The sequence below is a fragment of the Streptomyces sp. CNP082 genome (genome assembly GCF_059570535.1).
The window spans coordinates 1-22720 of sequence record NZ_JCANSZ010000021.1 but is presented as its reverse complement, the minus strand read 5'-3'; the positions used below and the strand labels follow the sequence as shown (position 1 = coordinate 22720).

Annotated in this window: 21 protein-coding genes; 10 read left to right on the top strand and 11 right to left on the bottom strand. The window is 72.7% G+C overall.

The annotated features are described in order from the left end of the window. The first annotated feature begins 4 nt into the window (after positions 1–4). The gene (locus B124_RS18260) at positions 5–1486 is read left to right on the top strand and encodes an HAL/PAL/TAL family ammonia-lyase (protein WP_496503936.1); all 1482 of its coding nucleotides are present in this window, start codon (positions 5–7) and stop codon (positions 1484–1486) included. 99 nt (positions 1487–1585) lie between these two features. Here the strand turns inward: B124_RS18260 and B124_RS18255 are convergent, their stop codons facing one another. From B124_RS18255 to B124_RS18245, 3 genes are all read right to left on the bottom strand, one after another. Continuing rightward, entirely contained in the window at positions 1586–2791 is a 1206-nt protein-coding gene (locus B124_RS18255; RefSeq protein ID WP_496503935.1) for a sensor histidine kinase, read from the bottom strand. Beyond that, positions 2788–3465 carry a response regulator transcription factor gene (locus B124_RS18250; RefSeq protein ID WP_496503934.1) on the bottom strand — a complete coding sequence of 226 codons (678 nt, stop codon included), beginning with the start codon at positions 3463–3465 and terminating at the stop codon, positions 2788–2790. Before B124_RS18250 ends, B124_RS18255 begins: the two co-directional genes overlap by 4 nt. 154 nt (positions 3466–3619) lie before the next feature. Next, positions 3620–4432, bottom strand: coding sequence for an SAM-dependent methyltransferase (locus B124_RS18245; protein ID WP_496503933.1), 813 nt, complete (start codon positions 4430–4432; stop codon positions 3620–3622). A 195-nt stretch (positions 4433–4627) separates the two neighbouring features. On the opposite strand from B124_RS18245, the gene B124_RS18240 reads away from it, so the two are divergent. Next, a complete protein-coding gene (locus tag B124_RS18240; RefSeq protein WP_496503932.1) occupies positions 4628–6061 on the top strand; it encodes an endo-1,4-beta-xylanase in 1434 nt (477 codons plus the stop codon). Positions 6062–6133: 72 nt separating this feature from the next. On the opposite strand, the gene B124_RS18235 is transcribed toward B124_RS18240, so the two are convergent. Both B124_RS18235 and B124_RS18230 read right to left on the bottom strand, forming a co-directional pair. Continuing rightward, positions 6134–6601 (bottom strand): hypothetical protein, encoded by a 468-nt coding sequence (locus B124_RS18235; RefSeq protein WP_496503931.1) that lies wholly within the window; start codon positions 6599–6601, stop codon positions 6134–6136. Positions 6602–6611: 10 nt separating this feature from the next. Continuing rightward, positions 6612–7373, bottom strand: coding sequence for a hypothetical protein (locus B124_RS18230; protein ID WP_496503930.1), 762 nt, complete (start codon positions 7371–7373; stop codon positions 6612–6614). A gap of 188 nt (positions 7374–7561) precedes the next feature. On the opposite strand from B124_RS18230, the gene B124_RS18225 reads away from it, so the two are divergent. The 5 genes from B124_RS18225 to B124_RS18205 all read left to right on the top strand — a co-directional run bounded on the left by B124_RS18225 (position 7562) and on the right by B124_RS18205 (position 14574). After that, on the top strand, positions 7562–8299 hold the full coding sequence (locus tag B124_RS18225; RefSeq protein ID WP_496503929.1) for a Crp/Fnr family transcriptional regulator: 738 nt from the start codon (positions 7562–7564) through the stop codon (positions 8297–8299). A 137-nt stretch (positions 8300–8436) separates the two neighbouring features. Beyond that, the gene (locus tag B124_RS18220) at positions 8437–10992 is read left to right on the top strand and encodes an AAA family ATPase (protein ID WP_496503928.1); all 2556 of its coding nucleotides are present in this window, start codon (positions 8437–8439) and stop codon (positions 10990–10992) included. Positions 10993–11052: 60 nt separating this feature from the next. After that, positions 11053–11316, top strand: coding sequence for a hypothetical protein (locus B124_RS18215; RefSeq protein ID WP_496503927.1), 264 nt, complete (start codon positions 11053–11055; stop codon positions 11314–11316). Between the two features lie 273 nt (positions 11317–11589). Further along, positions 11590–13422, top strand: coding sequence for a bifunctional metallophosphatase/5'-nucleotidase (locus B124_RS18210; RefSeq protein ID WP_496503926.1), 1833 nt, complete (start codon positions 11590–11592; stop codon positions 13420–13422). Positions 13423–13659: 237 nt separating this feature from the next. After that, complete coding sequence (locus B124_RS18205; RefSeq protein WP_496503925.1) at positions 13660–14574, top strand: NAD-dependent epimerase/dehydratase family protein; 915 nt, start codon at positions 13660–13662, stop codon at positions 14572–14574. 17 nt (positions 14575–14591) lie between these two features. On the opposite strand, the gene pspAB is transcribed toward B124_RS18205, so the two are convergent. The 3 genes from pspAB to B124_RS18190 are packed head-to-tail and all read right to left on the bottom strand — an operon-like array spanning position 14592 to position 17373. Continuing rightward, positions 14592–15170 (bottom strand): PspA-associated protein PspAB, encoded by a 579-nt coding sequence (gene pspAB / locus B124_RS18200; protein WP_496503924.1) that lies wholly within the window; start codon positions 15168–15170, stop codon positions 14592–14594. Between the two features lie 17 nt (positions 15171–15187). Further along, entirely contained in the window at positions 15188–16102 is a 915-nt protein-coding gene (gene htpX, locus B124_RS18195) for a zinc metalloprotease HtpX (RefSeq protein WP_496503923.1), read from the bottom strand. Next, positions 16102–17373 carry a cupin domain-containing protein gene (locus B124_RS18190; protein WP_496503922.1) on the bottom strand — a complete coding sequence of 424 codons (1272 nt, stop codon included), beginning with the start codon at positions 17371–17373 and terminating at the stop codon, positions 16102–16104. The genes htpX and B124_RS18190 overlap by 1 nt, the downstream gene beginning before the upstream one ends. Before the next feature lie 73 nt (positions 17374–17446). Between B124_RS18190 and B124_RS18185 the strand changes: the two genes are divergently transcribed. After that, positions 17447–18568, top strand: a complete 1122-nt coding sequence (locus B124_RS18185) for an SDR family NAD(P)-dependent oxidoreductase (protein WP_496503921.1) — start codon at positions 17447–17449, stop codon at positions 18566–18568. A gap of 112 nt (positions 18569–18680) precedes the next feature. Further along, positions 18681–19472, top strand: coding sequence for an SDR family NAD(P)-dependent oxidoreductase (locus B124_RS18180; protein WP_496503920.1), 792 nt, complete (start codon positions 18681–18683; stop codon positions 19470–19472). Between the two features lie 199 nt (positions 19473–19671). Here B124_RS18180 and B124_RS18175 read toward each other — a convergent pair whose 3' ends face one another. Both B124_RS18175 and B124_RS18170 read right to left on the bottom strand, forming a co-directional pair. Next, complete coding sequence (locus B124_RS18175) at positions 19672–19932, bottom strand: hypothetical protein (protein ID WP_496503919.1); 261 nt, start codon at positions 19930–19932, stop codon at positions 19672–19674. Next, positions 19929–20297 carry a DUF6247 family protein gene (locus tag B124_RS18170; RefSeq protein WP_496503918.1) on the bottom strand — a complete coding sequence of 123 codons (369 nt, stop codon included), beginning with the start codon at positions 20295–20297 and terminating at the stop codon, positions 19929–19931. The genes B124_RS18175 and B124_RS18170 overlap by 4 nt, the downstream gene beginning before the upstream one ends. Positions 20298–20556: 259 nt before the next feature. On the opposite strand from B124_RS18170, the gene B124_RS18165 reads away from it, so the two are divergent. Continuing rightward, positions 20557–22377 (top strand): ALF repeat-containing protein, encoded by a 1821-nt coding sequence (locus B124_RS18165; protein WP_496503917.1) that lies wholly within the window; start codon positions 20557–20559, stop codon positions 22375–22377. On the opposite strand, the gene B124_RS18160 is transcribed toward B124_RS18165, so the two are convergent. Beyond that, positions 22281–22484 (bottom strand): DUF397 domain-containing protein, encoded by a 204-nt coding sequence (locus tag B124_RS18160; protein ID WP_496503916.1) that lies wholly within the window; start codon positions 22482–22484, stop codon positions 22281–22283. The two genes, B124_RS18165 and B124_RS18160, sit on opposite strands and share 97 nt — an antisense overlap. Positions 22485–22720 lie beyond the last annotated feature (236 nt).

Below are 22720 nucleotides of genomic sequence, written 5' to 3'. Positions count from 1 at the left end.
GCTCGTGCTCACCACCACCGGGACCGTTTCACTCGATGGCCGGCTCGACCCGGCCGACCTGCGCCGCGCGGCCGGCCCGATCACCGTTGCCGTGGCCGACGAGGTCCGCGCCGGCGTGCGGCGGGGGCGGGAGTTCCTCCGCTCCGTGCTCGCCGGCGAAGACCGCCAGGTGTACGGCGCCACCACGGGGTTCGGAGCGCTCGTCGGGTTCGCCGGCCGGGACGAGGCCGCCGACCAGTGCGACAACACCCTGGCCCATCTCGGCGCCGGCCAGGGACCGGACCTGCCGAACGAGGTGGTCCGCGCGGCGCTGCTCGTGCGGACGTGGTCGCTCGCCCAGGGTGTGTCCGGGGTGTCGCCGCACGTCGTCGACGGGCTCGCCGCGATGTTCGCCACCACGTTCACGCCGGCCGTGCCGCGATACGGATCCGTCGGCGCGAGCGGAGACCTGATCCCGCTCGCGTACGCGACCCAGGCCCTGCGCGGCCGTGGACAGGCGTACGTGGACGGTCGGCGCATGCCGGCGACGGCCGCGCTGGAGGCCACCGGACTCGCTCCGCTCACCCTCGACGGCCGCGACGCCCTCGCGCTGGTCAACGGCACCTCGGTCACCACCGCGGCGCTCGCGCTGGCCCACGACGCCGTCCGCGGCGCGCACCGCGCGCTGGCCCGGCTGACCTGTCTGCTGGTGGACCTGCTCGGCTGCGACCCCGGCTTCCTCGACGAGAACCTGCTGCGCGCCTACGGCCATCCCGGCGCCGTCTCGGTCGCCGCCGGCATGCGTGCGGTGCTGAAGGGGGTGGCGCCGTCCGGGGCGCGGCCGTTGCAGGAGCCGTACTCGATCCGCTGCGCGCCGCAGTTGCTCGGTGCGGCCGAGGACGCGCTGCGCTACGTCGACGGGGTGGTCGCGGCCGACCTGGCGGGCGTCAGCGACAACCCGCTGTTCTTCCCCGACGCCGGCACGGTGGTGCACGGCGGCAACTTCTTCGGCCAGCCGGCCGCGTTCGCCGCCGACCTGCTGGCGTCGGTGACCGCGCAGTTGGGCAACCTGGCCGAGCGCCAGCTCGACCTGCTCGTCGACCCGGCCCGCAACGGCGGCCTGCCGCCGATGCTGGCCGCCGAGCCCGGCCAGCAGCACGGGCTGCAGGGCGTCCAGTTGGCCACCACCGCGTTCGTCGCGGAGATGCGCCGGGCCGCGACGCCGGCGTCGATGCAGAGCCTGCCGACCAACCTGCACAACCAGGACGTCGTCCCGTTCGGCACCCACGCCGCGCTGCGCGCCTACGACATGGCCGAGCTGCTCCGGCTGCTCTGCGGCTCACTCGCCGTCGGCCTGCGCCAAGCCGGCCACGTCGGCGCGCGCCGCCCCACCGCCGGCGCCTGCGCGGAGCTGCTGGACGCCCTGGCCGAGGCCATACCGCCCGTCGAACCGGACCGTCCCCTCGACGCCGACGTCCGCACCGCCGCCGCCCTCCTCACCCCCTGAGCCGCGGTGTCCCCTGAGCCGCGGTGCCCTCGCTCACGGTGCCGCCGTCCGCGCCGCGCGCCGGACCCGCCGGGGACCGAGGCGGCGGCAGGGTTCCCGTCACGAGGAGACGGCGGCGATACGGATGGTGAAGCGGGCGCCCAGGCCCGGCCTGCCGGTCGCGGTGACCGTGCCGCCGTGGCTGCTGACCACCTCGCGCAGCAGGGCGAGGCCGAGGCCGTAGTGACCGTCGTCGCCTGGCGTGTTCCGGTGGAAGCGGTCAAAGATCCGCTCGGCCTCCGCCTGCTCGAAGCCCGCGCCGGTGTCGGACACGGCCAGTTCGATGTCGCGGCCGGCCCTCGCCAGGGTCAGTTCGATCCGGCCGCCGGCCGGCGTGTGGCGTACGGCGTTCGTCAGCAACTCGCCCACCGCGCGGCGCAACGCCGACTCGACGCCGTGCACGAGCAGCGGCTCCGGCGGCCGGTCGACCGACACGTTCAGCCCGTGCTCGCGCACCAGGTCTCCCCGGTCGGCGACGGCCTGCTCCGCGACGGCGGCCAGGTCGACCGACTGCGCCGCCGCGACCGGCCGGACGCCGGCGATCCTGGCGGACAGCAGCAGGTCGTCGATGATCTCGCCGAGCCTGCCCACTGAGCCGGTGAGCCGGTCAAGACCCTCCCGGTGCGCCGCGGGCAGGCCGTCGGCCACCGCCCGCCGCGCCAGCAACTGGGCGCGGGTGTACGCCTGCGTGACGGGGGTGCGCAGCTCGTGGCTCGCGTCGGTGACGAACCGACGCTGCCTGGCAAGCGCGTCGGCGAGCGGCGCGACCGCACGCCGGCCGAGCACCCACCCGGTCCCGGCGGCGGCGAACAGGCCGACCAGCTCGGCGATGGCGAGCGCGACCAGCAGGTGATCCCGGTCAGTCAGCTGGAACCGCATGTCGAACACGCCCTGGACGACCCCGCCGTCACGCGGCTGGGTGCGCACCAGGTAGACGGTCCCGTCCCGCTCGATCCTCCGCTCGATCGCCTGGCCGGAGGCGCGTACGCCGTCGAAGTCGGCACGCAGCGGGAAACCCGGCGGCGAGCCGGCCGGCGCCGGCTCGCCGGGCGCGTACAGCCAGGTGCACCCGGGGGGCGCGTTCGGTGAGCCGGTGCGCGTGCTGTACCGCAGTTCCCGCCGGACCTGCTCGTTCTGGGCGTGCACCAGCACCGCGTAGGCGATGCCGCCGACGAAGGTGACCAGCATCGTGATGGTCACCGCGGCGACCACACTGATCCGCAGCCGCGCCCTGCGCACCACGGCGCGCTCCGCATCGGCGCTCACAGCGACCCCAGCCGGTAACCGCGCCCGTGCACCGTCCGCACGACCTGCCTGCCGAGCTTGCCCCGCAGGTAGTAGACGTAGGTGTCCACTATGGACGACGCGGACGCCTCGCCGAACACCTGCCGGCGCAGCTCCGCCCGCGAGTGGACCGCCTCCGGCCGGGACGCCAGCACCCGCAGCAGGTCGAACTCGCGGGCCGCGAGCGCCACCCGGTCCCCGTCGCTCAGCTCGACCTCGCGCGCCCCGAGGTGCAACCGCCCCGACCCGATCCGCACCACGTCGGCCAGTTCGAGCGTCCGCCGGCACAGCGCGCGCAGCCGCGCGCTCAGCTCGTCCAGATCGAAGGGCTTGCCGAGGTAGTCGTCCGCCCCGGCGTCCAGACCGTCGACCCGGTCCGACACCGAATCCAGGGCGGTCAGCATCAGCGCCAGCGCCCGGACTCCCTTGCCGCGCAGGCGGACCAGCAGGTCCAGCCCGTCCAGGACCGGCAGCCGCCGGTCGAGTACCAGCACGTCGTAGGCGCGCGTCAGCCCGAGGTGCAGTCCGCGCTGCCCGTCGTGTGCGACGTCGACGGCGTACCCTTCGTCACGTAACGCGCTGGATAACAGCTCGACCAGGTCACGGTCGTCGTCAACCAGCAGCAGCCGCCACGGCTCCCCGGCATCTAAGCCCACAATCTGCGCTCCCTACTCACCCGCACCACCGGGACTTACGTGCCCGCGACGGCGGGCGTTCAGCCCGGATCCGCCGGCTGATGAGCCGACGGACCGATCTGACGGTGCGTGAGGGGGCCGGGGCGTGTGCCTCCTTCTCCGGCCGACGGGGGCGTCAGTTCTTGCGTGCGACCGCGCAGAAGGCGTTGACCTCGTCCGGCAGCCCCCAGCGGCTCTCCTCGTGACGCCAGCGCGACACCGACACGAGCCCGGGTTCCAGTACCTCAAGGCCGGAGAGGAAACGGGTCATCTGCTCGCGGTCGCGCAGCCGGTACGGGTCGCCGCCTTCGGCGCGGGTCTTCTCGGCGGCGTCCGCGGCCTCGCGGTTGATCGCGTTGGTGCCGTCCTCGAAGACCAGGTAACTGCCCGGCGGCAGCGCCTCGACCAGCCGGTCCCGGATGGCGTACGCCTCCTGGTCGTCCCAGATGCTGCCCAGGATGCCCAGCATCATCAGACCGACGGGGCGCGTGAAGTCCAGTGTGCGGGAGGCCGCGGCGAGGATCGCTTCCGGGTCGCGGGCGTCGCAGTCGACGTACGCGCATGCCCCCTCGGGTGTGGAGGTGAGCAGGGCGCGGGCGTGCGTGAGGACGAGGGGGTCGTTGTCGACGTAGACGATCCGGCAGGCCGGGTCGATGCCCTGGGCGACCTCGTGGGTGTTGTCGGCGGTGGGCAGGCCCGTGCCGATGTCGAGGAACTGGCGGATCCCGGCCTCCCGGACGAGTAGCCGTACGGCCCGGCCGAGGAAGAACCGGGAGTGCCGGGCCGCGTCGACGATCGCCGGGTAGACCTTGCGGACCTGGTCGCCGACGATGCGGTCCGCCTCGTAGTTGTCCTTGCCGCCGAGCCAGTAGTTCCACATCCGGGCCGAATGCGCCACGGTCGGATCGATCTCCGTCACAGCGTCGCTGGGGTCTTCCACGAGGGCCATCCTGGTATCGGGGAAAGTGTCAACGGCCAACGTAGCCCCACTGAGCCGAAGCCGCCGCCGCGGGATCTCGAAATTTTCGATCTGGGAACGGAAACTTTTCCGCCGGGAAGTGTTGACGATCCACCGTCAATCCCTCAATCATCCATGTCTGAGGGGCCGTGTGCGGTACGAGATTTCGAACTTGGAGGCACAGTCATGGGCTCATACGCCCTTCCCAGACCCGGTATCCGCCGGAAGCTCCGCGGGCTGCTGCTGGCGCTGGTCGCCGGCGTCCTCGGCGCGGTCGCCACGTTGGCCGCGCCACCGCCCGCGGACGCCGCCGAGAGCACGCTCGGCGCCGCCGCGGCGCAGAGCGGCCGTTACTTCGGCGCCGCCATCGCCTCGGGCAGGCTGGGCGACTCGGCGTACACGTCGATCGCGAGCCGCGAGTTCAACTCGGTGACGGCCGAGAACGAGATGAAGATCGACGCCACCGAGCCGCAGCGGGGCCAGTTCAACTTCACCAACGCCGACCGCATCTACAACTGGGCGGTGCAGAACGGGAAAGAGGTGCGCGGCCACACCCTGGCCTGGCACTCCCAGCAGCCCGGCTGGATGCAGAGCCTCAGCGGCAGCACGCTGCGCCAGGCGATGATCGACCACATCAACGGCGTGATGGCCCACTACAAGGGCAAGATCGTCCAGTGGGACGTCGTGAACGAGGCGTTCGCCGACGGCAACTCGGGCGCGCGGCGCGACTCCAACCTGCAGCGCACCGGCAACGACTGGATCGAGGTCGCCTTCCGCACCGCGCGCGCCGCCGACCCGGCCGCCAAGCTCTGCTACAACGACTACAACATCGAGAACTGGACCTGGGCCAAGACCCAGGCCGTGTACAACATGGTCCGGGACTTCAAGCAGCGCGGTGTACCGATCGACTGCGTCGGCTTCCAGTCGCACTTCAACAGCGGCAGCCCCTACAACGCCAACTTCCGCACCACCCTGGAGAGCTTCGCCGCCCTCGGCGTGGACGTGGCCATCACCGAACTCGACATCCAGGGTGCCTCGCCCACGACGTACGCCAACGTGACCAACGACTGCCTGGCCGTCGCGCGCTGCCTCGGCATCACCGTCTGGGGTGTGCGCGACACCGACTCCTGGCGGGCGGAGCAGACGCCGCTGCTGTTCAACGGCGACGGCAGCAAGAAGCCCGCCTACAACGCCGTCCTCGACGCGCTCAACGGCGGCTCCTCCACGCCTCCCGGGGATTCCGACGGACAGATCAAGGGCGTCGGTTCCGGCCGCTGCCTGGATGTGCCCGACGGCAGTACCGCCGACGGCACCCAGGTCCAGTTGTGGGACTGCAACGGCGGCACCAACCAGCAGTGGACGTACACCGCCGACAGCGAGCTCAGGGTCTACGGCAACAAGTGCCTGGACGCCGCCGGCACCGGCGACGGCGCCAGAGTCCAGATCTACAGTTGCTGGGGCGGCGAGAACCAGAAATGGCGTATCAACTCCGACGGATCCATCGTCGGCGTCCAGTCCGGCCGCTGCCTCGACGCCGTCGGCGTCGGCACCGGCAACGGCACCCTGATCCAGCTCTATACCTGCTCGAACGGCAGCAACCAACTCTGGTCCCGCACCTGAGGGGACAGCGGCAAGGCGGTGGAGGCGCAGGGCGCCTCCACCGCCGGCGGCGGTCTGTCCGGTCGTGCTCCCTTACCCCGTTGGCGGAGGATCGCCCGGCGGGGCCGGGCCGGGAGCGGGTCCTGCGGGGCGGTGCGTGTGGAGGTTGCCGTACTGGACGGCCATGACCGTTCCCGAGTCCCGGGCGCTGTTGTGCTGCTCCTGGACGAACGACCTCCCCTGGTCAGGGAGGGCACCGGCGATGCCGGCGGTCAACTGGGACAGGGGGCCGCTGCACGACGGGTCCCGGCGCAGGAGCGACTCCAGTTCCAGGGCCCAGTACCCGGACAGGGCCTGCCGTACGTCCTGGAGGTCCGTGGTCCGCCGCATCATCTCGGCGTTGTCATCGAGCCGGGCCTCGATCGCGGGGGTGCCGCCCGGGTCGGCCCGGCGGAAGAGGCCGAGCACACGGTCCCGCGTGCTCTGCCACAGGTCCGTCGCCATGGCCGCGACCAGCGCGGCGGCTCCCGCGTGGGCCAGGGCGCTCAACTCCGCTGCCACCTGGACTCCTTCAGGTGTCGTCCCTGGTGATGTGGATGGTCTGGGTGCCGTTCTGGGTCGCGTTGATGATCCCGTGTCCCGACGCCTTGTTGGTCATCGTGCTCCGGCGCGGTCCGGGCCGGCCGCCCGCGCGGTCCCGGGCGCCTTCGGCGGGTCCGGCCTGCCGAGGTGCTTCCGGGGTGGGCGCGGCATCCCGGTTGCCGGGTACGTGGAGCCACGCGGACGCCCTGTATTCCTTCTCCGTGACGGGGGTGCTGCGGAAGGCTGCCGGGTCGATCCCCGGACGGCCGTGGCAGACCGTCTCCTCGTAGAAGTGCTGCGAGACGATGAGCGCCGCGGCCGTGCCGGGAACCTGGACGAGGGCGTTCCGGGTGGGTGACGCGTTCAGCAGCCTGGCGAGCACTTCGAGCGGGCTGCCGGTGACCCGGCCGTCCGCCTGGACGTGGACATCGCCCGCGTGCAGGGCGACGCGGAGGCGGATCCGGGTGAGCTCGCCGGCCAGCGTGTTGTGAGCCTGCAAACGGGCTTCGAGTTCATGGATCAGCGGATGAATCAGCTTGGTCTTCGCGACCCCCGCCGGAGCCGTCACCTGCATGCCGTCGCCGAGGTCGGCACACAGGCACTGCTCCCAGTCGATCCCGCTGCGCTCGAACGACGCACGGAGCGCGGCCCCGAGGGCGGCGCGGATCCGGAGGAGCGCTGCGTCGCCGCGTCCGGCCGAGCGTTCGATGTCCACGGCGAACAGGGCCCGGTATTCCACCTCTTCTTGCATGCGTACCTCCTGACGTCGGAACAGACCTCGCCGTGTGTTCTCACTGTGCCCTGCTTGAGCGGCCCGGATCCCGTCGGAATACTGAATCGACGGGGAGTCGCAGGTGCTTCGTTGACCACGAGGCCGAAGTGGGCCCGTCTGCACACTTCTTCGACGGTGGCCCCGGGTCGGCGGGAGGCGGGGAACGCATGAGCGGTACGGTGCCGGGCCGGGGCGCGGGCGATCAGCCGGGCGGCGAGGCGCGGGGCTGGCCACCGGCGAGCCTGCTCGGCTCGCTCGCCCGGCCGGACCGGGAACGTCTCCTCGCGCTCGGTACGCGGGTGGCGTACGAGGCCGGCCGCATCGTCATGCGCGAAGGGGACGAGACCGCCTACGTCCTGATCCTCATCGACGGAGTGGTGAAGGCGACGGGGCGCACCCACGACGGCCGGGACGCCCTGCTCGCCGTCCGCATGGGCGGGGAACTGGTCGGCGAACTCGCCGCGGCGGATGGAAAGCCCCGGTCGGCGACGGTCACCGCGTGCGGCACCGTGATCGCGAGGGTCGCCGGCCGCGAGGCGTTCCTCGGCTGCCTGCACCGGAATCCGGCGATCGCCCACGCCGTCAACGCCTCGGTCGTCGCCAAGCTCCGTGCCGCCAACACCCACCGCATCGACTTCACCGGCTGCGATGTCCCCACCCGGCTGGCCCGCGTGCTGCACCAGGTGGCGCTGACCCACGGCGAGCGCGCGGGCGGCGGCGTCGCGATCCGCTGGCCGATCACCCAGCCGGAGCTCGCGACTCTGTCAGGTGCGGCGGAACCCACGGTGCAGAAGGCGCTGCGCCGGCTCCGCGAAGCGGGCGTCATCTCCACGGGCTACCGGGCTTTCCGGGTCGAGGACCTCGACAGGCTGCACGCCATCGGTTACGACCAACCTGACAGGTGAAAGAAAGTGCTCAGATGCCGTCATACGACGGTATCCGGCGCCGAAGCGCTCACTAGTGTGACCCACTCAGTACCGAACGTCGCGGTGATCCACCAAGGGGCGGTCGCGCTCGGCGCGGCCGGGAATGAGACGTAGCGATGGACGACACGGGCGCAGGCCAGCGGGAACCGGCCGGACCTGCCGGGGGCACGCTGGACGGACACCACGGAGAAGACGGACACCACGGAGAAGACGGGCACCACGGAGAAGACGGACGCGGGGCACAGCAGGAGCAGGGCGGGCGAGCGGGCGACGACTACCGTGCGGCCGTCGGCGGGGACATGTCGGGGACGTTGATCGTCGGCCACCACAACGTCGTGATCGACGGCAACGGCTCCACCGTGCACGTGATCCCGCCCCCGGAGCACCCCAGACCCGAGCGCCGGGACCACACGCTGCTGCTGCCGCGCGTACAGCGTGAACCCGTAGGGCGGGACGACGAGTTACGCGCTCTGGACGCGGCCGTCCGCGAGGGCGGTCTGGTACAGCTCTGGGGGCCGCCGGGCGTGGGCAAGAGCACCCTCCTGCGGCACGCGGCGCGCCGCCTGGCCCCCGGACGGGACGGGGTGCTCTTCCTGAGCGCCGCCCACCGGGAGATCGAGGACCTCGCCCAGGAAATCTTCGAGGCGTGTTACGAGGCACCGGGATACGCGCCGACGAGGACGGAGCTGCGCCGGCTCATGGCGAACGTGGCGGTGACCGTCTACCTGGACGACGCGGACCTGAGCCCCGAGCAGTTACGCACCCTCGCGGACGCGGCCCCGGCCGCGACGTTCGTCTTCGCCAGCCACCAGCGGTCGCTGCTCGGCGAGGGTACGCAGGTGGAACTCCAGGGGCTGCACCCCGAGGCGAGCCTGGAACTGCTGGCCAGGGAGCTGCGCGGGCCGTTGCCCGAGAGCGAACGCGTCGCGGCGGACGAGCTGTGCACGCTGTCGCTCGGACGCCCCCTGCTGCTGCTGCGGGCGGCGGGGCTCGCCGGGCTGGACGCGTCGAGCAACGTCACGCTGCCCCGCCCCGCCGAGATCGAGGGCCTGCTCCCGCTGCTGTTCCAGCGCCTCGACGCGGTGGCGATGGATGCGCTGCGCCTCCTCGCGACCCTGTACGACGCGGAGTTGGCCCCGGTCCACATCGGCGCGCTGTGCGAGGCGGACGACCCGGACGCGCTCTGCGCGGAGCTGGCCGGGCTGGGGCTGGCGCTCGCCACGGAGCGGGGCTACCGGTGTGCGCCCGACGCGGTGACGGAGGTGCGGCGCCGGACCCCCGGGCCGTTCTCCGCCGACCGGCTGTGCGGCCACTTCACCCATTGGGCGGCTTCGGGGACCGCCACCGCCGCCCAGGTCGCGGAGCACGGGCGGGCGTTGGAGCTGTCCGCGGAACTGGCCCAGCGGCAGGGACGGCCGGACCTCGCGGTGCAGCTTGCCCGGGCGGTGTCGCCCCTGCTGGCGCGGTCGCTGCGGTTCGGGGTCTGGGGCCGGCTGCTCGACCAGGGGCAGGACGCCGCCCAGCGGGCCGGCGACGGCACGGCCAGCGCGTACTTCACCCACGAGCGGGCCATCCGCTGCCTGCTGATCGGACAGCGGGTGACGGCCGGGGTCCTGCTGGCCGAGGCGGTGGCGCTGTGGCGGGAGCTGGGCGACAGCCGCGGTGCGGAAGCCGCGCTGAACGCACAGCAGTACGCGCCACCGGAAACACCGGTACAGACCGCCCCGGGCAACGACCCGGGCTCCACCATGGGCACCGACCCGGGCCCCGCCACGGGTGCCGACCCGGGTTCCACCGTGGCCGCCGACCCGGGCCCCGGCACGGGCACGGATCCGGGCTCCGCCGTGGCTACGGATCCGGGCTCCGGCACGGGCACCCCGGACCCGGGCGCCGGACACGCTCCCGATGCCGGTTCCTGGGGAGCCGGTCCTGGCCAGAGCCCCGACGCCGGTACGTGGCCGGACGTACCCGACGCCGGTCCGGCTGCGCCGACGCCCGACGCCGCCGGGACCTCGCCCGCCCCGGACGCCTGGGCTTCCCAGGGAGGCGGGCCCGACTGGGGAACGGACCCGGCGGGCCTCGCCAACTCGCCGGCCCCGCCCGCACCCGACACCGCGGCGCACCTGATGGACCCGGTAGCGCAGACCACCGGCCAGTCCGTCGGTTCGGCGTCCGCGGGCACGACCGGCGCCGGTGGCGCCGCAGCGGGCGGAGCCGCCCCGGCGGGCGCCGCCGCCGGCGGACTGAGTGCCATGGGCGCGGGCCTGGGCCTGCTGGCCGCGGCAGCCGTGGCGGTCGCGGTCGGCATCGGCATCCAGCAGAACCAGGACCCGGAACCCCCCAGCGGGCCCACGGACGAGTTCGCGGGAGTGTGGCGGACCGAAGCGGGCGGAGTCGCCAGGGTCACCGAGTCGGGTCCCGGCTCGTACACCATGCCCGTACAAGCCCCCTGCGGCGGCGTCGACACCCTGAACGTCAGCGGCAGCGACGGCAGTTACAGCGGCGAGATGCCGGTGCGAGATCAGGATTCCTGCACGGTCCTCGGGCAGGCGGACCTCACGATCAACGTGGCGTCCGACGGAAAGACCGCGGACGTCGAGTCGACGGCGCAGTCGGACGGCAGCTGGGAATGCTTCACCTGCGGGACCGAGACCTGGACCCGCGTCCAGTAGCCGCTCGGGGCCCGCACGGCCTCGCCCTGATCCCCCTACCCGCAGAAGGGAAGGCCCGCCATGACGAAGTCGTCGGGCGACCGGTTCACGATCCGCATCGGCGGAGACGCCAACGGCGCGGTCGTCGCCGGTCACGAGAACCACGTCGAGGTCCACCAGCCCCGGTCCGAGCCCCCGGCACCCGTACCGACGCCGACGGGCGACGAACCGGGCTCGGCCCAGGAGAACGTCGCGAAGGACCACGCGTCTCTCTACACGGTCCAGAACGGCGAACTGCACATCCACCACGACGGCGGTCCGTCCGAGTCCACGCGGGAAGGCTGAGCCGGGGGGAGAGGGAGCGGGCCGCGACCCGGGCGGACGGGGGCGTTTGCCGGGTCGCGGCCCGCGGCCCGCGGGCGGAGGGTGTCGCGCCCAGCAGCCCCGCGTCCCGGAGACGACCGCAGAGAAGTTCCGGCCCCCGGCACTCCCAGGTCACCCACCGTTCGCGTCCCGGCAGAACACTCACCGCGGCCGTTGCCTCGTCGTCACGCTGCCTGGATGCGGGCATGGCGGGTCCCCAGCGGCCACTCACCCTTCTCAAGGAGCCATCGCACCATGTCCGACGCCCACTTGCGGATCAGACGCCCTCGGCGGCACCGGCTGGCCACCGCGACCGCCGCAGCTCTCGCCCTGACCCTGCCGCTGCCGGCCGCCGCCGCAGCGGACGACACCGCCGGCGAAGCGGCCGACCCCGTCCCCGTGCAACTGCTGTCGATCACCGATCTCCACGGCTACTTCGGCGACTACACCACGACGGTGCCGGGCGCCCACGCCGGTGAGGCGTCCCAGACCGTCGGCGGCGGCGCCTACCTGGCAGCCCACCTGGACCGTCTCCGTGACCAGGCCGCCCTGCCCGAGAAGAACTCGATCCTCTTCTCCGCCGGGGACGACTTCTCCGGCTGGCCGTTCGAGACCGCCTTCTTCTGGAACGAGCCGACGATCGAGTACCTCAACCACATCGGTCTGCAGTTCTCGACGGTCGGGAACCACGAGCTGGACCGCAACCTCGACTACCTCCGCCACATGACGGAAGGCACCTGCGAGGGCCGCCCCGACGGCGACCTGTGCTTCACCGACTCCACCGGGGAGAAGTTCCAGGGCGCCGACTTCGACTACTACTCGGCCAACGTCGTCAACGGCGCGACCGACGAGCTGGTCGTGAAGCCGTACCACGTCGAGCAGGTCGACGACGGCCACGGCGGCACGCTGCCCGTGGGCTTCATCCACACCACCACGGCCACCACGCCCGAAGGGGGGCTCTCGTACTGGCCGTCCGGCCAGTTGCGGGTGCTGCCGGAAGCGCAGGAGATCAACCGCTACGCGGCCGAGCTGCAGGCCCAGGGCGTGGAGGCCGTCGTCGCGGTGGCGCACGAGGGATTCGCGCAGGCCGGCGACTTCTACAACGACTGCACGAACCCTTCCGGGCCGATGGTCGAGATGAACAAGCAGATCTCGCCCGCCGTCGACGCCATCGTCACCGGGCACTGGCACGCCCTCGCCAACTGCATGCTGCCCGACCCGGCAGGCAACCCCCGCCCGGTCGTCGAGGCCGCCAACCACGGCCGCCTCATCAGCGAGATCAACCTGCAGTTGGACCCTGAGACCGGCGACGTCCTGCGCGACCGCACCGCGGCCGTCAACCACGCCAACACCCGCACCGTGACGCCGGACCCCGAGGTGCTCCGGATGGCGCAGTACTGGCGCGACCGGCTCGCCGAGCGCCGCGACGAACCCGTCGCCGACATCGCGGGCGACCTCTCCCGTACGTCCGCGGACGCGGAGGAGTCGGCCCTGGGCAACGCCGCCGCCGACGCGTTCCGGTGGGCGGCGCGGAAGGACGGCGGTGCCGACGTCGGGCTCGTGCTGCCGAGCACCCTGCTGCGCGACCTCGCCTACGCGCCGGCGGCGAACCGGCCCGCCGACGCCCCGGGCCGCGTCCTCTTCGACGAGATCATGGCCGGGGTGATCCACGAGACCGGGGGCTTCGGCGCGGCGCTCACCAGCGGCGAGGTGACGGGCCGCGAGTTCGACGAGCTGCTGGAGAGCCAGTGGCAGCAGGGCACCGGTGGCAGCGTCACCTTCCGGCCGCTCAGCGTCTCGGACAACGTCAGCTACCGCTACGACCCGACGGCGCCCGTCGGCGAGCGCGTCAAGCTCGCAGACGTCCGTATCGACGGCAAGCGGCTCACGCCCCACGCCACGTACCGCGTCGCGGCGCTGTCCAAGGAGTTCGCGGCCAGCGGCGGCGCTGCCGGGTTCACCACCCTGCGCGGTGCCGGCGCCCAGCACCGGACCGCCTACTCCGGCCCCGACGCACTGGCCGGCTACCTCTCCGCACAGGCACCGCTCACCCCGCCGGCACTCGACCGGGTCCAGGTGAAGCCGTAATCCCTCGTGCCGCGCGGGCGCCCGCCGCCCGGAGCCCGCGCGGCACGGCTCTGCGCCGAGCGGTGCACAGGCGGAGCCGACCAGCGGTTCCTCCTCCGTACGGCCTGACAGTCCGACGGCTCACCGCGTCCTGATCCGCCGTGGGCATAGTCTGAACCTCCAGGTGCTCAGCAATGCGTGTGTGTACGGGGGTTGCCGCACCCTGGTATTGAGCCGTCCGGAGCCCTGGAGGAGCGCATGTCTCTTGCCGTCGTGGTCGGTGCCGGCGGCACCGGTGCGGCCACCGCACGTCTGCTCGCCGACGCCGGCCACCGCGTCCGCCTGGTCACCCGCAGCGGCGGCGGGCCCGAGCACCCGTCGATCGAGCGGGTGGCCGCCGACGCCGCCGACGCCGACCGCCTCTCGGAGGTCGCCCAGGGCGCCGCCACCCTGTTCAACTGCGCCGCTCCGCCGTACCACGCCTGGGCCAAGTCCCTCCCGCCGCTGGCCGCAGGGATGCTCACCGCGGCGGAGCGCACCGGTGCCGACTACGTCATGCTGGACAACCTCTACGCCTACGGGCCGGTCGAGGGGGCAATGACCGAGGACCTGCCCCTGGCGCCGTCCAGCGTCAAGGGCCGCGTACGGGCCGAGGTCTGGCGGCAGGCGGACGCCGCGCACGAGGCCGGGCGGGTGCGCCTGGCCACCGTCCGTGCCTCGGACTTCATCGGCACCGGCGCGTACTCCGTCATCACCCTCACCGTCGCGCCCAAGGTGCTGGCCGGCAAGCCCGCGCTGGTGCCCGCGGACCTCGACGCCGCGCACAGTTGGACGGCGACCCGCGACGCCGCCCGGGCGCTGGTGACGGTCGCGCAGGACGAGCGGGCCTGGGGCCGGGTCTGGCACGCGCCCACCCCGCCGCCGCTGTCCGTACGGGAACTGGCCGCCCGCCTGGCCCGGCTGGCCGGGGTGCGCGAGCCGCGGCTGCGCGCCATGCCGGGCTGGCTGCTCAAGGCCGGCGGGCTGTTCTCGCCTCTCGTGCGGGAGCTGCCGGAGGTGCAGTACCAGTTCCGCGGGCCGTTCGTCTTGGACTCCTCCCGCATGGAAGAGACCTTCGATCTCCGTCCCACCCCGCTCGACGAGGTGCTCAAGGAGATGATCCCGTCCGGCTGAGCGCTGTGGCGGCCGGTTCACAGGCCGGGGGCGCCCCACAGCGGGAACCAGCGGCTCAGGTCCTGCTCGACGCGCAGGTCGTCCTTGACCACTGCCTTGACCTGGAGTTCCAGCGGGTTGTCGCGTTTCTCGCCGGGCAGCGGGGCGAAGGGGTAGAAGGTGCCGCGCTTGTAGAGGTAGACCAGCGCCAAGGGGCGCTGCTCGGCATCGCGGAAGGAGACCAGCGAGCACAGGAGCTGCGGCCCGAAGCCGCTGTCCTGCAGCGCCGTGTTCACCGCGTGCAGGTCGCCCACCAGCGCGGGCAGGCCGCCGGGGGCGCGGCGGGAGAGCAGCCAGGAGTATCCGTAGTCGTCACGGCTGAACTCCACCGGCACGCCGGCCCGCTCGGAGTCGGCGTCCAGCAGGGCCCGTACCTCCTGCTGGACTTGCGCGAAGGCCCCGCCCTCCACCGAGGCGAAGCACACCGAGCCGGCGCCGGTCGGGGTGAAGCCGGTGGCCGCCTGGAGCGTGATCGCGGCGGAGGGGAGGCCGAAGAGCTGGTCCAGGTCGGGCCTGACCGGCTTGGACCGGCCGAACAGGGAGTCCAGGAAGCCCACGAGGTCTCAGCCCCTTCTCAGGGAGTCCCGCTGCCCGGTTCGCCCAGCTCGGCGGAGAGCTTTGCGAGGGCGTCCAGGCGGCGTTCCAGGCTGGGGTGGGTGGAGAACAGTTTGGCCACCGCGGTGCCTGGGCCGAGGGCGGGGGTGAAGAAGAACGCGTTGAACGCCTGGGCGGTGCGCAGATCCCGGGTGGGGATACGGGCGATGTCCCCGCTGATCTTGGTGAGGGCCGAGGCCAGCGCGGAGGGCTTCGCGGTCAGCATGGCCCCGGCGCGGTCGGCGGCCAGCTCGCGGTAGCGCGAGAGGGCGCGGATGAGCACGAAGCTGAGCGCGTAGACGAGGGCGGAGACCGCCATGACCACGGCGAGGACGGCGACGGTGTTCTGGTCGCGCTGGCGCCCGCCGAATATCTGGGAGTAGAAGGCGAAGCGGACGACGAGCCCCGCGATCACGCCCAGGAACGAGGCGATGGTGATCACCGCCACGTCACGGTGCGCGATGTGGGAGAGCTCGTGGGCGAGGACGCCTTCGAGCTCCTCGGTCGTCAGGCGGCGCTCCAGCCCGGTGGTGACGCAGACGACGGCGTGGTCGGCGTTGCGGCCGGTGGCGAACGCGTTCGGCAGGTCCATCTCGGAGACGGCAACCCGGGGTTTGGGCAGGTCAGCGGTGGCACACAGCCGGTCGACGATGCCGTGCAACCGGGGTTCTTCCTCGGGTGTGACGAATCTGCCGCGCATCGCGTACAGGGCGATCCGGTCCGAGTACCAGTACTGCGCGCCCAGCAGCGCGGCGGCGATGACGAGCACCAGGACGACGGACTTGAGCAGGACGATAAGCGCGGCGACGAACACCACGTACACCAGCCCGAGCAGGAACATCGTGACCACCATGCGCGTGGTCAGTTGCCGGTCGGGTTCGAAACGGCTGCGCATCAGTCCTCACCCTGCCCTCGCCCGGCTGCGTGTGTACGTAGAGTCACCACCCCGCATCTCCATTGTCCCGCACCCTGCCGGTCCGGCATCTTCACTCCGCCCCGGGCTTGTTTTGCCGACCGCGCCCGCGCCATGGGCTTCCGCGTGGCCGCCATCGCCCGCGGAGAGGGGAAGAGGGACCTCGCCCGCGCGCACGGCATCCACCCGATGGTCGAGACCGTTCCGCTGGAGCGGGCGGGGGAGGCGTACGCGAAGATGACGGCCGGCGACGCCCGCTTCCGCATGGTGCTCACGACCGGCGAGGAGCGCGGCTCGTGACAGCGGGGAGCACCGCGAACGCTCAGGGTGGCGCGGACAGTCCGTGCCGCACCCGGTGCCGGTAGCGCAGCGGTGCTTCGCCCACCTCCCGTTTGAACGCGGTGCTGAAAGCGCTCGCCGAGCCGTACCCCAGCTCGGCTGCCAGCGCGGCGACCGAGACGTCGCTGTCGCGCAGGGCCCGCTGCGCCAGCAGCATCCGCCAGCGGTGGAGATAGGTCAGCGGCGGTACGCCCGCCACGGTGCGGAAGTGCTCCGCGAATGACGTACGGCGACATCGCCGCCGCGCGCGCCAGGTCCCGCAGGCCCCGGGGCTTTCCGGGATCGGCGTGGATGAGGTCGAGCGCCGGCCGCAGTCTCTCCTCGGTCAGCAGCCGCAGCCAGCCCGGGGGCAGCTCGGCCTGGTCGATGTACGCGCGCAGCACCTCGAGCAGCAGGAGCTGACCGTGCTGGCGGATCGCGAACGCGGACCCCACGCGGTACTCCGTCACCTCGGCGAACAGCCGGTGGAGGCTGCCGCGCAGGTGGGCCGCGGCCGGGGCCGACCCGCGGACGTGCGCCAGCGGCGGGAGGGCCTGCAGCAGCAGCGCCCGGCCGGCCGGGTTGAGGTCGACATGGCCGCCGACGACGACATCGGTGCCGCGGTCGACGCCGATGAGGCGGGCGGAGGCGAACTCCGCCTCGGGCACGACCTCGCGGCGTGGCCCGTCGCCGGTGCCGCCCTCGATCCGCAGCCACGAGCGGTCGTTCAGGACGGCGACGTCTCCCGGTTCGAGCTCGACCGGACCCTCGACGCCGTCGGTGGTCAGGCGGGCCCGGCCGCTCACCATCGCGGTGAACTTCAGCCCTTCGACCGCCGCGCGGGACACCCAGGGGCCCCGTACGGCGAATCCGCCCGACACCACGCCGCGGACCTCGACGAGGTCGAACACCTCGGACAGGTGATCAGCAGCCATCCTCGTACTCTCGCGCAAGAAAGGCGGACCGGCAAGTATTCATCGTCCGGGCGATCGCGCACAGAGTGGAGGCATGACGCAGCGGACGGCACACAAGCAGCACCCCATCGGATCCGGCTTCACGGCCGCGTCGACGACCGACGAGGTCCTGGCGGGCCTCGACCTCTCGGGTACGAACGTCGTCATCACCGGCGGCCACAACGGCCTCGGCCTGGCGACCACCCGCGCACTCAGCAGGGCCGGCGCGTCCGTCACGGTCGCGTCGCGCAACCCCGGCCGCGCCGCGGCGAAGCTCGCCGGGATCGCGCGCGTGGAGACCGGCCGGCTCGACCTCCTCGACCCGGAGTCGGTCGACGCCTTCGCCGCCCGGTACCTCGACTCCGGCCGTCCCCTCCACGTCCTCCTCAACAACGCCGGCCTCATGGGCGGCCCGCTGGTCCGGGACGCGCGGGGCTACGAATCGCAGTTCGCGACCAACCACCTGGGCCACTTCCAGCTCACCCTGGGCCTGCTGCCCGCACTGCGCGCCGCCCACGGCGCCCGGGTCGTCAACCTGACGTCCGGCGGCCACCGCCTGTCCGGCATCCGCTGGGACGACCCGCACTTCACCACCGGCTACGACGACATGGGCATGCTGGGATACGGCCAGTCCAAGACCGCCAACGTGCTGTTCGCCGTGGAACTCGACCGCCGCTGGGCCGCGGAGGGCATCCGCGGCTACGCCGTGCACCCGGGCATCGTCGTCGGTACGAACCTGGGGCCCTGGCACGCCGAGGGCGAAGCGCAGCCACCCTCGATGAGCGACGAGGCACTGCGGACCATGGGGCTGATCGACGGCTCCGGCCAGCCGGTCATCGACCCCGACCGCGAGAAGAAGACCCTGCAACAGGGCGCCAGCACCAGCGTGTTCGCGGCGGCCAGCCCCCTGCTCGCCGGGATCGGCGGCGTCTACCTCAAGGACAACGACGTCTCCCCCCTGGACGAGCACCCGAGGCCCATCGACTTCGCCACCGAACAGCACCCCCCGGCCACCGTCGTGCCCCACGCCGTCGACCCCGCCTCGGCGCAGCGGCTCTGGGAGCTGAGCGAGCGGCTGCTCCACGGCCAGGGCGTCGCGGCGAAGCCCCGGCGCCCGGCGTCGCGGCCCGGCGGGCAGCCCGGCGTCCTGTGGCCGATCCGCTCCCGACGGGGGTGAAGGCACCCCGGGGTTCCTGTCCGCTCATACGGTGAACGGGCCCGCCGACACGCGGTGAGCCTGGTACCGGCTGTGCCTGTATCCGGTCCGGGTGCGACCTGACACTGATGCCATGACGAACGACACGCACCACCCTGACACCACCCCCATCGGCCTGCTCACCGGCAAGGTCGTGTTCATCACCGGCGCCAGCCGCGGCATCGGGGCGGCTGCGGCCAGGCTCTGCGCCGCCGAGGGCGCCGCCGTCGTACTGGCCGCCCGCAGCACCGGCGCCCTCGACCGCATCGTCGACGGTATCCGCGCCGACGGAGGCGTCGCCGACAGCGTCGCCATGGACCTCGCCGACTCCGCGACCATCCGCGCCGCCGTCGACCGCGTCGAGGAACTGCACGGCCGGCTCGACGGCGCCTTCAACAACGGCGCGGCGATCCAGCGGCCCGGCCCGCTCGACACGACGAGCGGCGAGGACGTCGACGAGCAGTTCGCGGTGAACTTCCGCGCGCACTGGACGGCCATGACCGCCGAGGCCGAGGTCATGCGCCGCAACGGCGGCGGGGCGATCGTCAACACCTCAAGCATCGGCAGCCGCCGCGCGAACCCCGCCCTCCCCGCGTACGGCGCCATGAAGCGTGCGCTCAACAGCATCACCGAGACCGCCGCGGTGAGCTGGGCCCGCGAGGGCATCCGGGTGAACGGCATCATGCCCGGCGGCACCGCCACGGAGATGATCGACTCGTGGGAGGAGGCGACCCCCGGGGTCGTCGAGCGCATCAGCGCCTCCACCCCACTCGGCCGGATGGCCGAGCCCAGGGAGATCGCCGAGGTGGCCGCGTGGCTGCTCAGCGACCGGGCCTCGTGGGTGACCGGCGCGATCATGCCGGTGGACGGCGGCGCCGGCGCCTGAAATGAACAGCCCTGGGCCGGGGTTCCCCGAGAGCCGGCGGACATCGGCGACGTCGGGAGCGGCGCCGGCACTGGCAGCAGGCCGAACAGGAGGCGACCGCACAGGCCCGCGGGGACGGGGAGGCGGCCGAACGGGTGCCGGTTCGGGGGGCCTCAATGGACCGACGGTGGCGCCGGTCGAGGTGACGGCGCTCCGCTTGTCAGAGGGCGGTGACCTGAAGGACGTAAAGGCGCTCGTGACGCGGGACGACGAGGTAGAGAAAGAACCCGTCGGTGACCGTGGCCGTCTTCGTGCCCTCACTGGTTCCCTGGTAGGCGGCGCCGTGGAGGTACAAGGATTCGGCGGCACGTACGATTTCCTCCGCCTTCTTCTCGACCTGCACAACCAGGGCCGGTGGAACGGGCTTCTCTCCTCCGATGACGAACTGTTCGTTGGGCTCGTACTCCCAAGCCCAGGTCATTCACCCACCGCCGTGCGGGCCGCATCGAAGATCGCCCGGATGTCGTCCATGGCGACCTTCCACGCGGGATCGTCGCGCTCCAGGGCCTGGGCAGCGTGTTCGGCGGCGCGCAACTGCTGGGCGGTGGCGAGGTCCCGCGCGATCTCGATGTGGGTGGCCCACGTGATCAAGAAGCCGCGCAGCGGGGCGATCGAGCCCGAGTTGACCGACAAGGCGATCGCCTCGTTCTTTTGCTGCTCCATCTCGGCCAGGCGGTGGGGGGCAACCTGTGCGAGAGCCGTGCGGAGGGCGTCCGGCGTCCGCTCCGGGCGGGGGATCAGTTCTGTCCCGGGGTCTTCAGTGGGTCGTCCGGCCATAACCGTCATGCTGCCCTCCTTTGCAGGTGAGCGCCAGCGTCGCCCGGCCCAGGCACAGGACGGTCGCATTCCGTAACAGACCACTCTTTTGAGTGAGCCATGGCACTGGTCTCTCTGCCGCGCAATCTGCCACCTCCCCGGCTTTGGCATGTACAGTCAATCGCATCCCCACAGGATGCGGCGCGGTACTCGACCGCGACGGCCCGCCCTGTGGCTGGGACACCGCATCCTCAATCCCCATGGATTGCTCACGGGAAGGATGCCCGTCATGTCTCAATGGTTATGGAGCAGACGCCGGGTGCTCGCCACCCTCGCCGGCGCAGCCGCGGCCCCCGCTCTGCCCGCCATCGCCGCCTGGTCCGCCACCACGGCCCACGCCGTCGGCACCAGCAGCACGGACACCGGTCTGCCGGACACCGAACGGGGCCAAGCCGTCTGGGCGTACAAGACCGGCGGGCGCCGGGTGCAGGAGGCCGCGGCCGTCGCCCTGGCGGGCGACTCTGCTGCGATCACCGCATTCCTCACCGCCGAACTGCCCGTGCTGCAGGCGGAGGACAACCGCTTCGCCGTCGTCGCCGCTCTCCCCTCCGCCGACCGGGCCGTGCAGGCGTCGGCGGGCGCGGCTCTGTCCGGCGGGGACGACGCGGTCACCGCCTATCTGGCGGGAGGTTTCCAGCCCTCGCTGATGGAGGATCTGCGGGTCGCGGTCACCGTCATCATGAACAACTCCGGCACCACGGTCCGGCAGAAGGCGTCGGAGGCATTGGACGCGGGCACCGAGACCGCCCTGCGGGACTTCCTGGACGACATCCAGTACACCGCCAGGAACGAGGACGAGCGGGTGGAGGTCGTCTACCTCCTCGCGACGGCCACGCCGTGGGTGCGGGAGTACGCACAGCGCGCCCTGGACGACGGATCGCCCGAGGCGGTGCACCAGTTCCTCGTCTCCGGCCAGAACATCGCCCGCGCCCGCGACGAAGAGGCCGCGGAGATCGCGCAGTTGGTCGAGATCGTGGCGCGGGAGGGCGAGAAGGCCAAGCTCAATACGGAGCAGGCCGTCGCCGCTTCCGACAAGGCGAAGGAGGCCGCCGCGAAGGCCAAGGCCGCCGCTCTGGAGGCCGCCGAGGAGGCGGCCGCCGCCGAGGGGGACGTGCGCAGGTCGGCGCGGGCCGCGAACAACGCCGCGAGTGCCGCCCGGGGAGCCGCGAGTGCCGCCCGTACGGCCATCGCCGCGTCCCGGCAGGCGCAGAACGCCTCCCAGCGGGCCGCGCGGGCGGCGCAGGCAGCCGCCGCCTCCGCCGCGGCGGCCGGCCGGGCCGCCGCGCGGGCCTACCGGTCCGCCATCGCCGCGTCCAAGGACGCCTCCCAGGCGTCGGCCGCCCGCGCTGCCGCCGAGGGTGCCCGTGACGCCGCGCGCCGGGCACGTACCGCCGCGGCGGCGGCCGACCAGGCCGCCATCGCCTCGTCCAGGGCTTCGTCCGCCGGCTCCGCCGCCGCGAGCGCGGCCCAGAACGCCGCCGCGGCGGCGTGTGCCGCCGCTGCCGCCGCCACGTCCGCGGGCGCCGCCCAGGCGCAGGCGGCCGAGGCCCGCCGGGCCGCCGCCGAGGCCAACGCCGCCGCTGCCCGGGCCACCCGGGCCGCGAACACCTCCCAGGCGCTGTCGAACAGGGCGGCTGCCGCGGCACGCGTGGCACGCGACGCCGCCAACAGCGCGGCGGACCACGCCGAGAAGGCGGCGGCTGCCGCCGAGGAGGCGGCGGAGCACGCAGGCGAGGCGATCGAGTACGCCAAGCGGTCCACCGAGTTCGCGAAGGCTGCGGTGCTGGCGGCCGACACGGACTCCGCCGCGGTCAAAGAGGCCGGGGAGGTGGAACAGGCGGCCCGGGACGCCGACATGGCCAAGCTGGCCGAGGACACCCAGATCGGTGTCGAGGAGGCCGGGGTGCTCGCGCAGGAGGAGGCGGCGCTGCTGGGGCGTCCAGCTCGGCCGGCTCAGCGAAGGTGGTGGAGGAAGGCGGCCCATGCGGCGCGGCTGAAGACGAGCACCGGGCCCTCGCGGTCCTTGCTGTCGCGGACCGCGACTATGTGACCTAGGTTGTCGGCCACCTCCACGCACTCACCCTGCCCGCCGCTGTGACTGCTGACGTGCCATGCGGCTGCGGCGAGGTCCGAGGCGGGGGGACGGTTCTGGGTCATGGTCTGTGCCCTACCTTTCAAGTCGTGGGTTCGAACTGGTCATTCGTAAGATCGGTGGGCCCAGGGGCTCTGGGTATGGCTGCATGGGTTGCGCCCGTGATGGCTTAAGGAGCTTGGCCGCCCGGAGCCCCGCGACGACTCGACCGCCAATTGGGAGATGCGACTCGATCGCTGCGTAGGGCAACGTCGGCGAGGTCGTCTGCTGGGCTGTGAACGCGCGACGAGCTGGCGGAGGT

Excerpts from the sequence above, each read along its gene's own strand:
- B124_RS18170 (WP_496503918.1), bottom strand. The coding sequence starts at position 20,297 with ATGACGGTTATGGCCGGACGACCCACTGAAGACCCCGGGACAGAACTG.
- B124_RS18175 (WP_496503919.1), bottom strand. The coding sequence starts at position 19,932 with ATGACCTGGGCTTGGGAGTACGAGCCCAACGAACAGTTCGTCATCGGA.
- B124_RS18230 (WP_496503930.1), bottom strand. The coding sequence starts at position 7,373 with ATGCAAGAAGAGGTGGAATACCGGGCCCTGTTCGCCGTGGACATCGAA.
- B124_RS18245 (WP_496503933.1), bottom strand. The coding sequence starts at position 4,432 with ATGGCCCTCGTGGAAGACCCCAGCGACGCTGTGACGGAGATCGATCCG.
- B124_RS18205 (WP_496503925.1), top strand. The coding sequence starts at position 13,660 with ATGTCTCTTGCCGTCGTGGTCGGTGCCGGCGGCACCGGTGCGGCCACC.
- B124_RS18225 (WP_496503929.1), top strand. The coding sequence starts at position 7,562 with ATGAGCGGTACGGTGCCGGGCCGGGGCGCGGGCGATCAGCCGGGCGGC.
- B124_RS18165 (WP_496503917.1), top strand. The coding sequence starts at position 20,557 with ATGTCTCAATGGTTATGGAGCAGACGCCGGGTGCTCGCCACCCTCGCC.
- B124_RS18160 (WP_496503916.1), bottom strand. The coding sequence starts at position 22,484 with ATGACCCAGAACCGTCCCCCCGCCTCGGACCTCGCCGCAGCCGCATGG.
- B124_RS18210 (WP_496503926.1), top strand. The coding sequence starts at position 11,590 with ATGTCCGACGCCCACTTGCGGATCAGACGCCCTCGGCGGCACCGGCTG.
- B124_RS18185 (WP_496503921.1), top strand. The coding sequence starts at position 17,447 with ATGACGCAGCGGACGGCACACAAGCAGCACCCCATCGGATCCGGCTTC.
- htpX (WP_496503923.1), bottom strand. The coding sequence starts at position 16,102 with ATGCGCAGCCGTTTCGAACCCGACCGGCAACTGACCACGCGCATGGTG.
- B124_RS18180 (WP_496503920.1), top strand. The coding sequence starts at position 18,681 with ATGACGAACGACACGCACCACCCTGACACCACCCCCATCGGCCTGCTC.
- B124_RS18220 (WP_496503928.1), top strand. The coding sequence starts at position 8,437 with ATGGACGACACGGGCGCAGGCCAGCGGGAACCGGCCGGACCTGCCGGG.
- B124_RS18190 (WP_496503922.1), bottom strand. The coding sequence starts at position 17,373 with ATGGCTGCTGATCACCTGTCCGAGGTGTTCGACCTCGTCGAGGTCCGC.
- B124_RS18215 (WP_496503927.1), top strand. The coding sequence starts at position 11,053 with ATGACGAAGTCGTCGGGCGACCGGTTCACGATCCGCATCGGCGGAGAC.
- B124_RS18240 (WP_496503932.1), top strand. The coding sequence starts at position 4,628 with ATGGGCTCATACGCCCTTCCCAGACCCGGTATCCGCCGGAAGCTCCGC.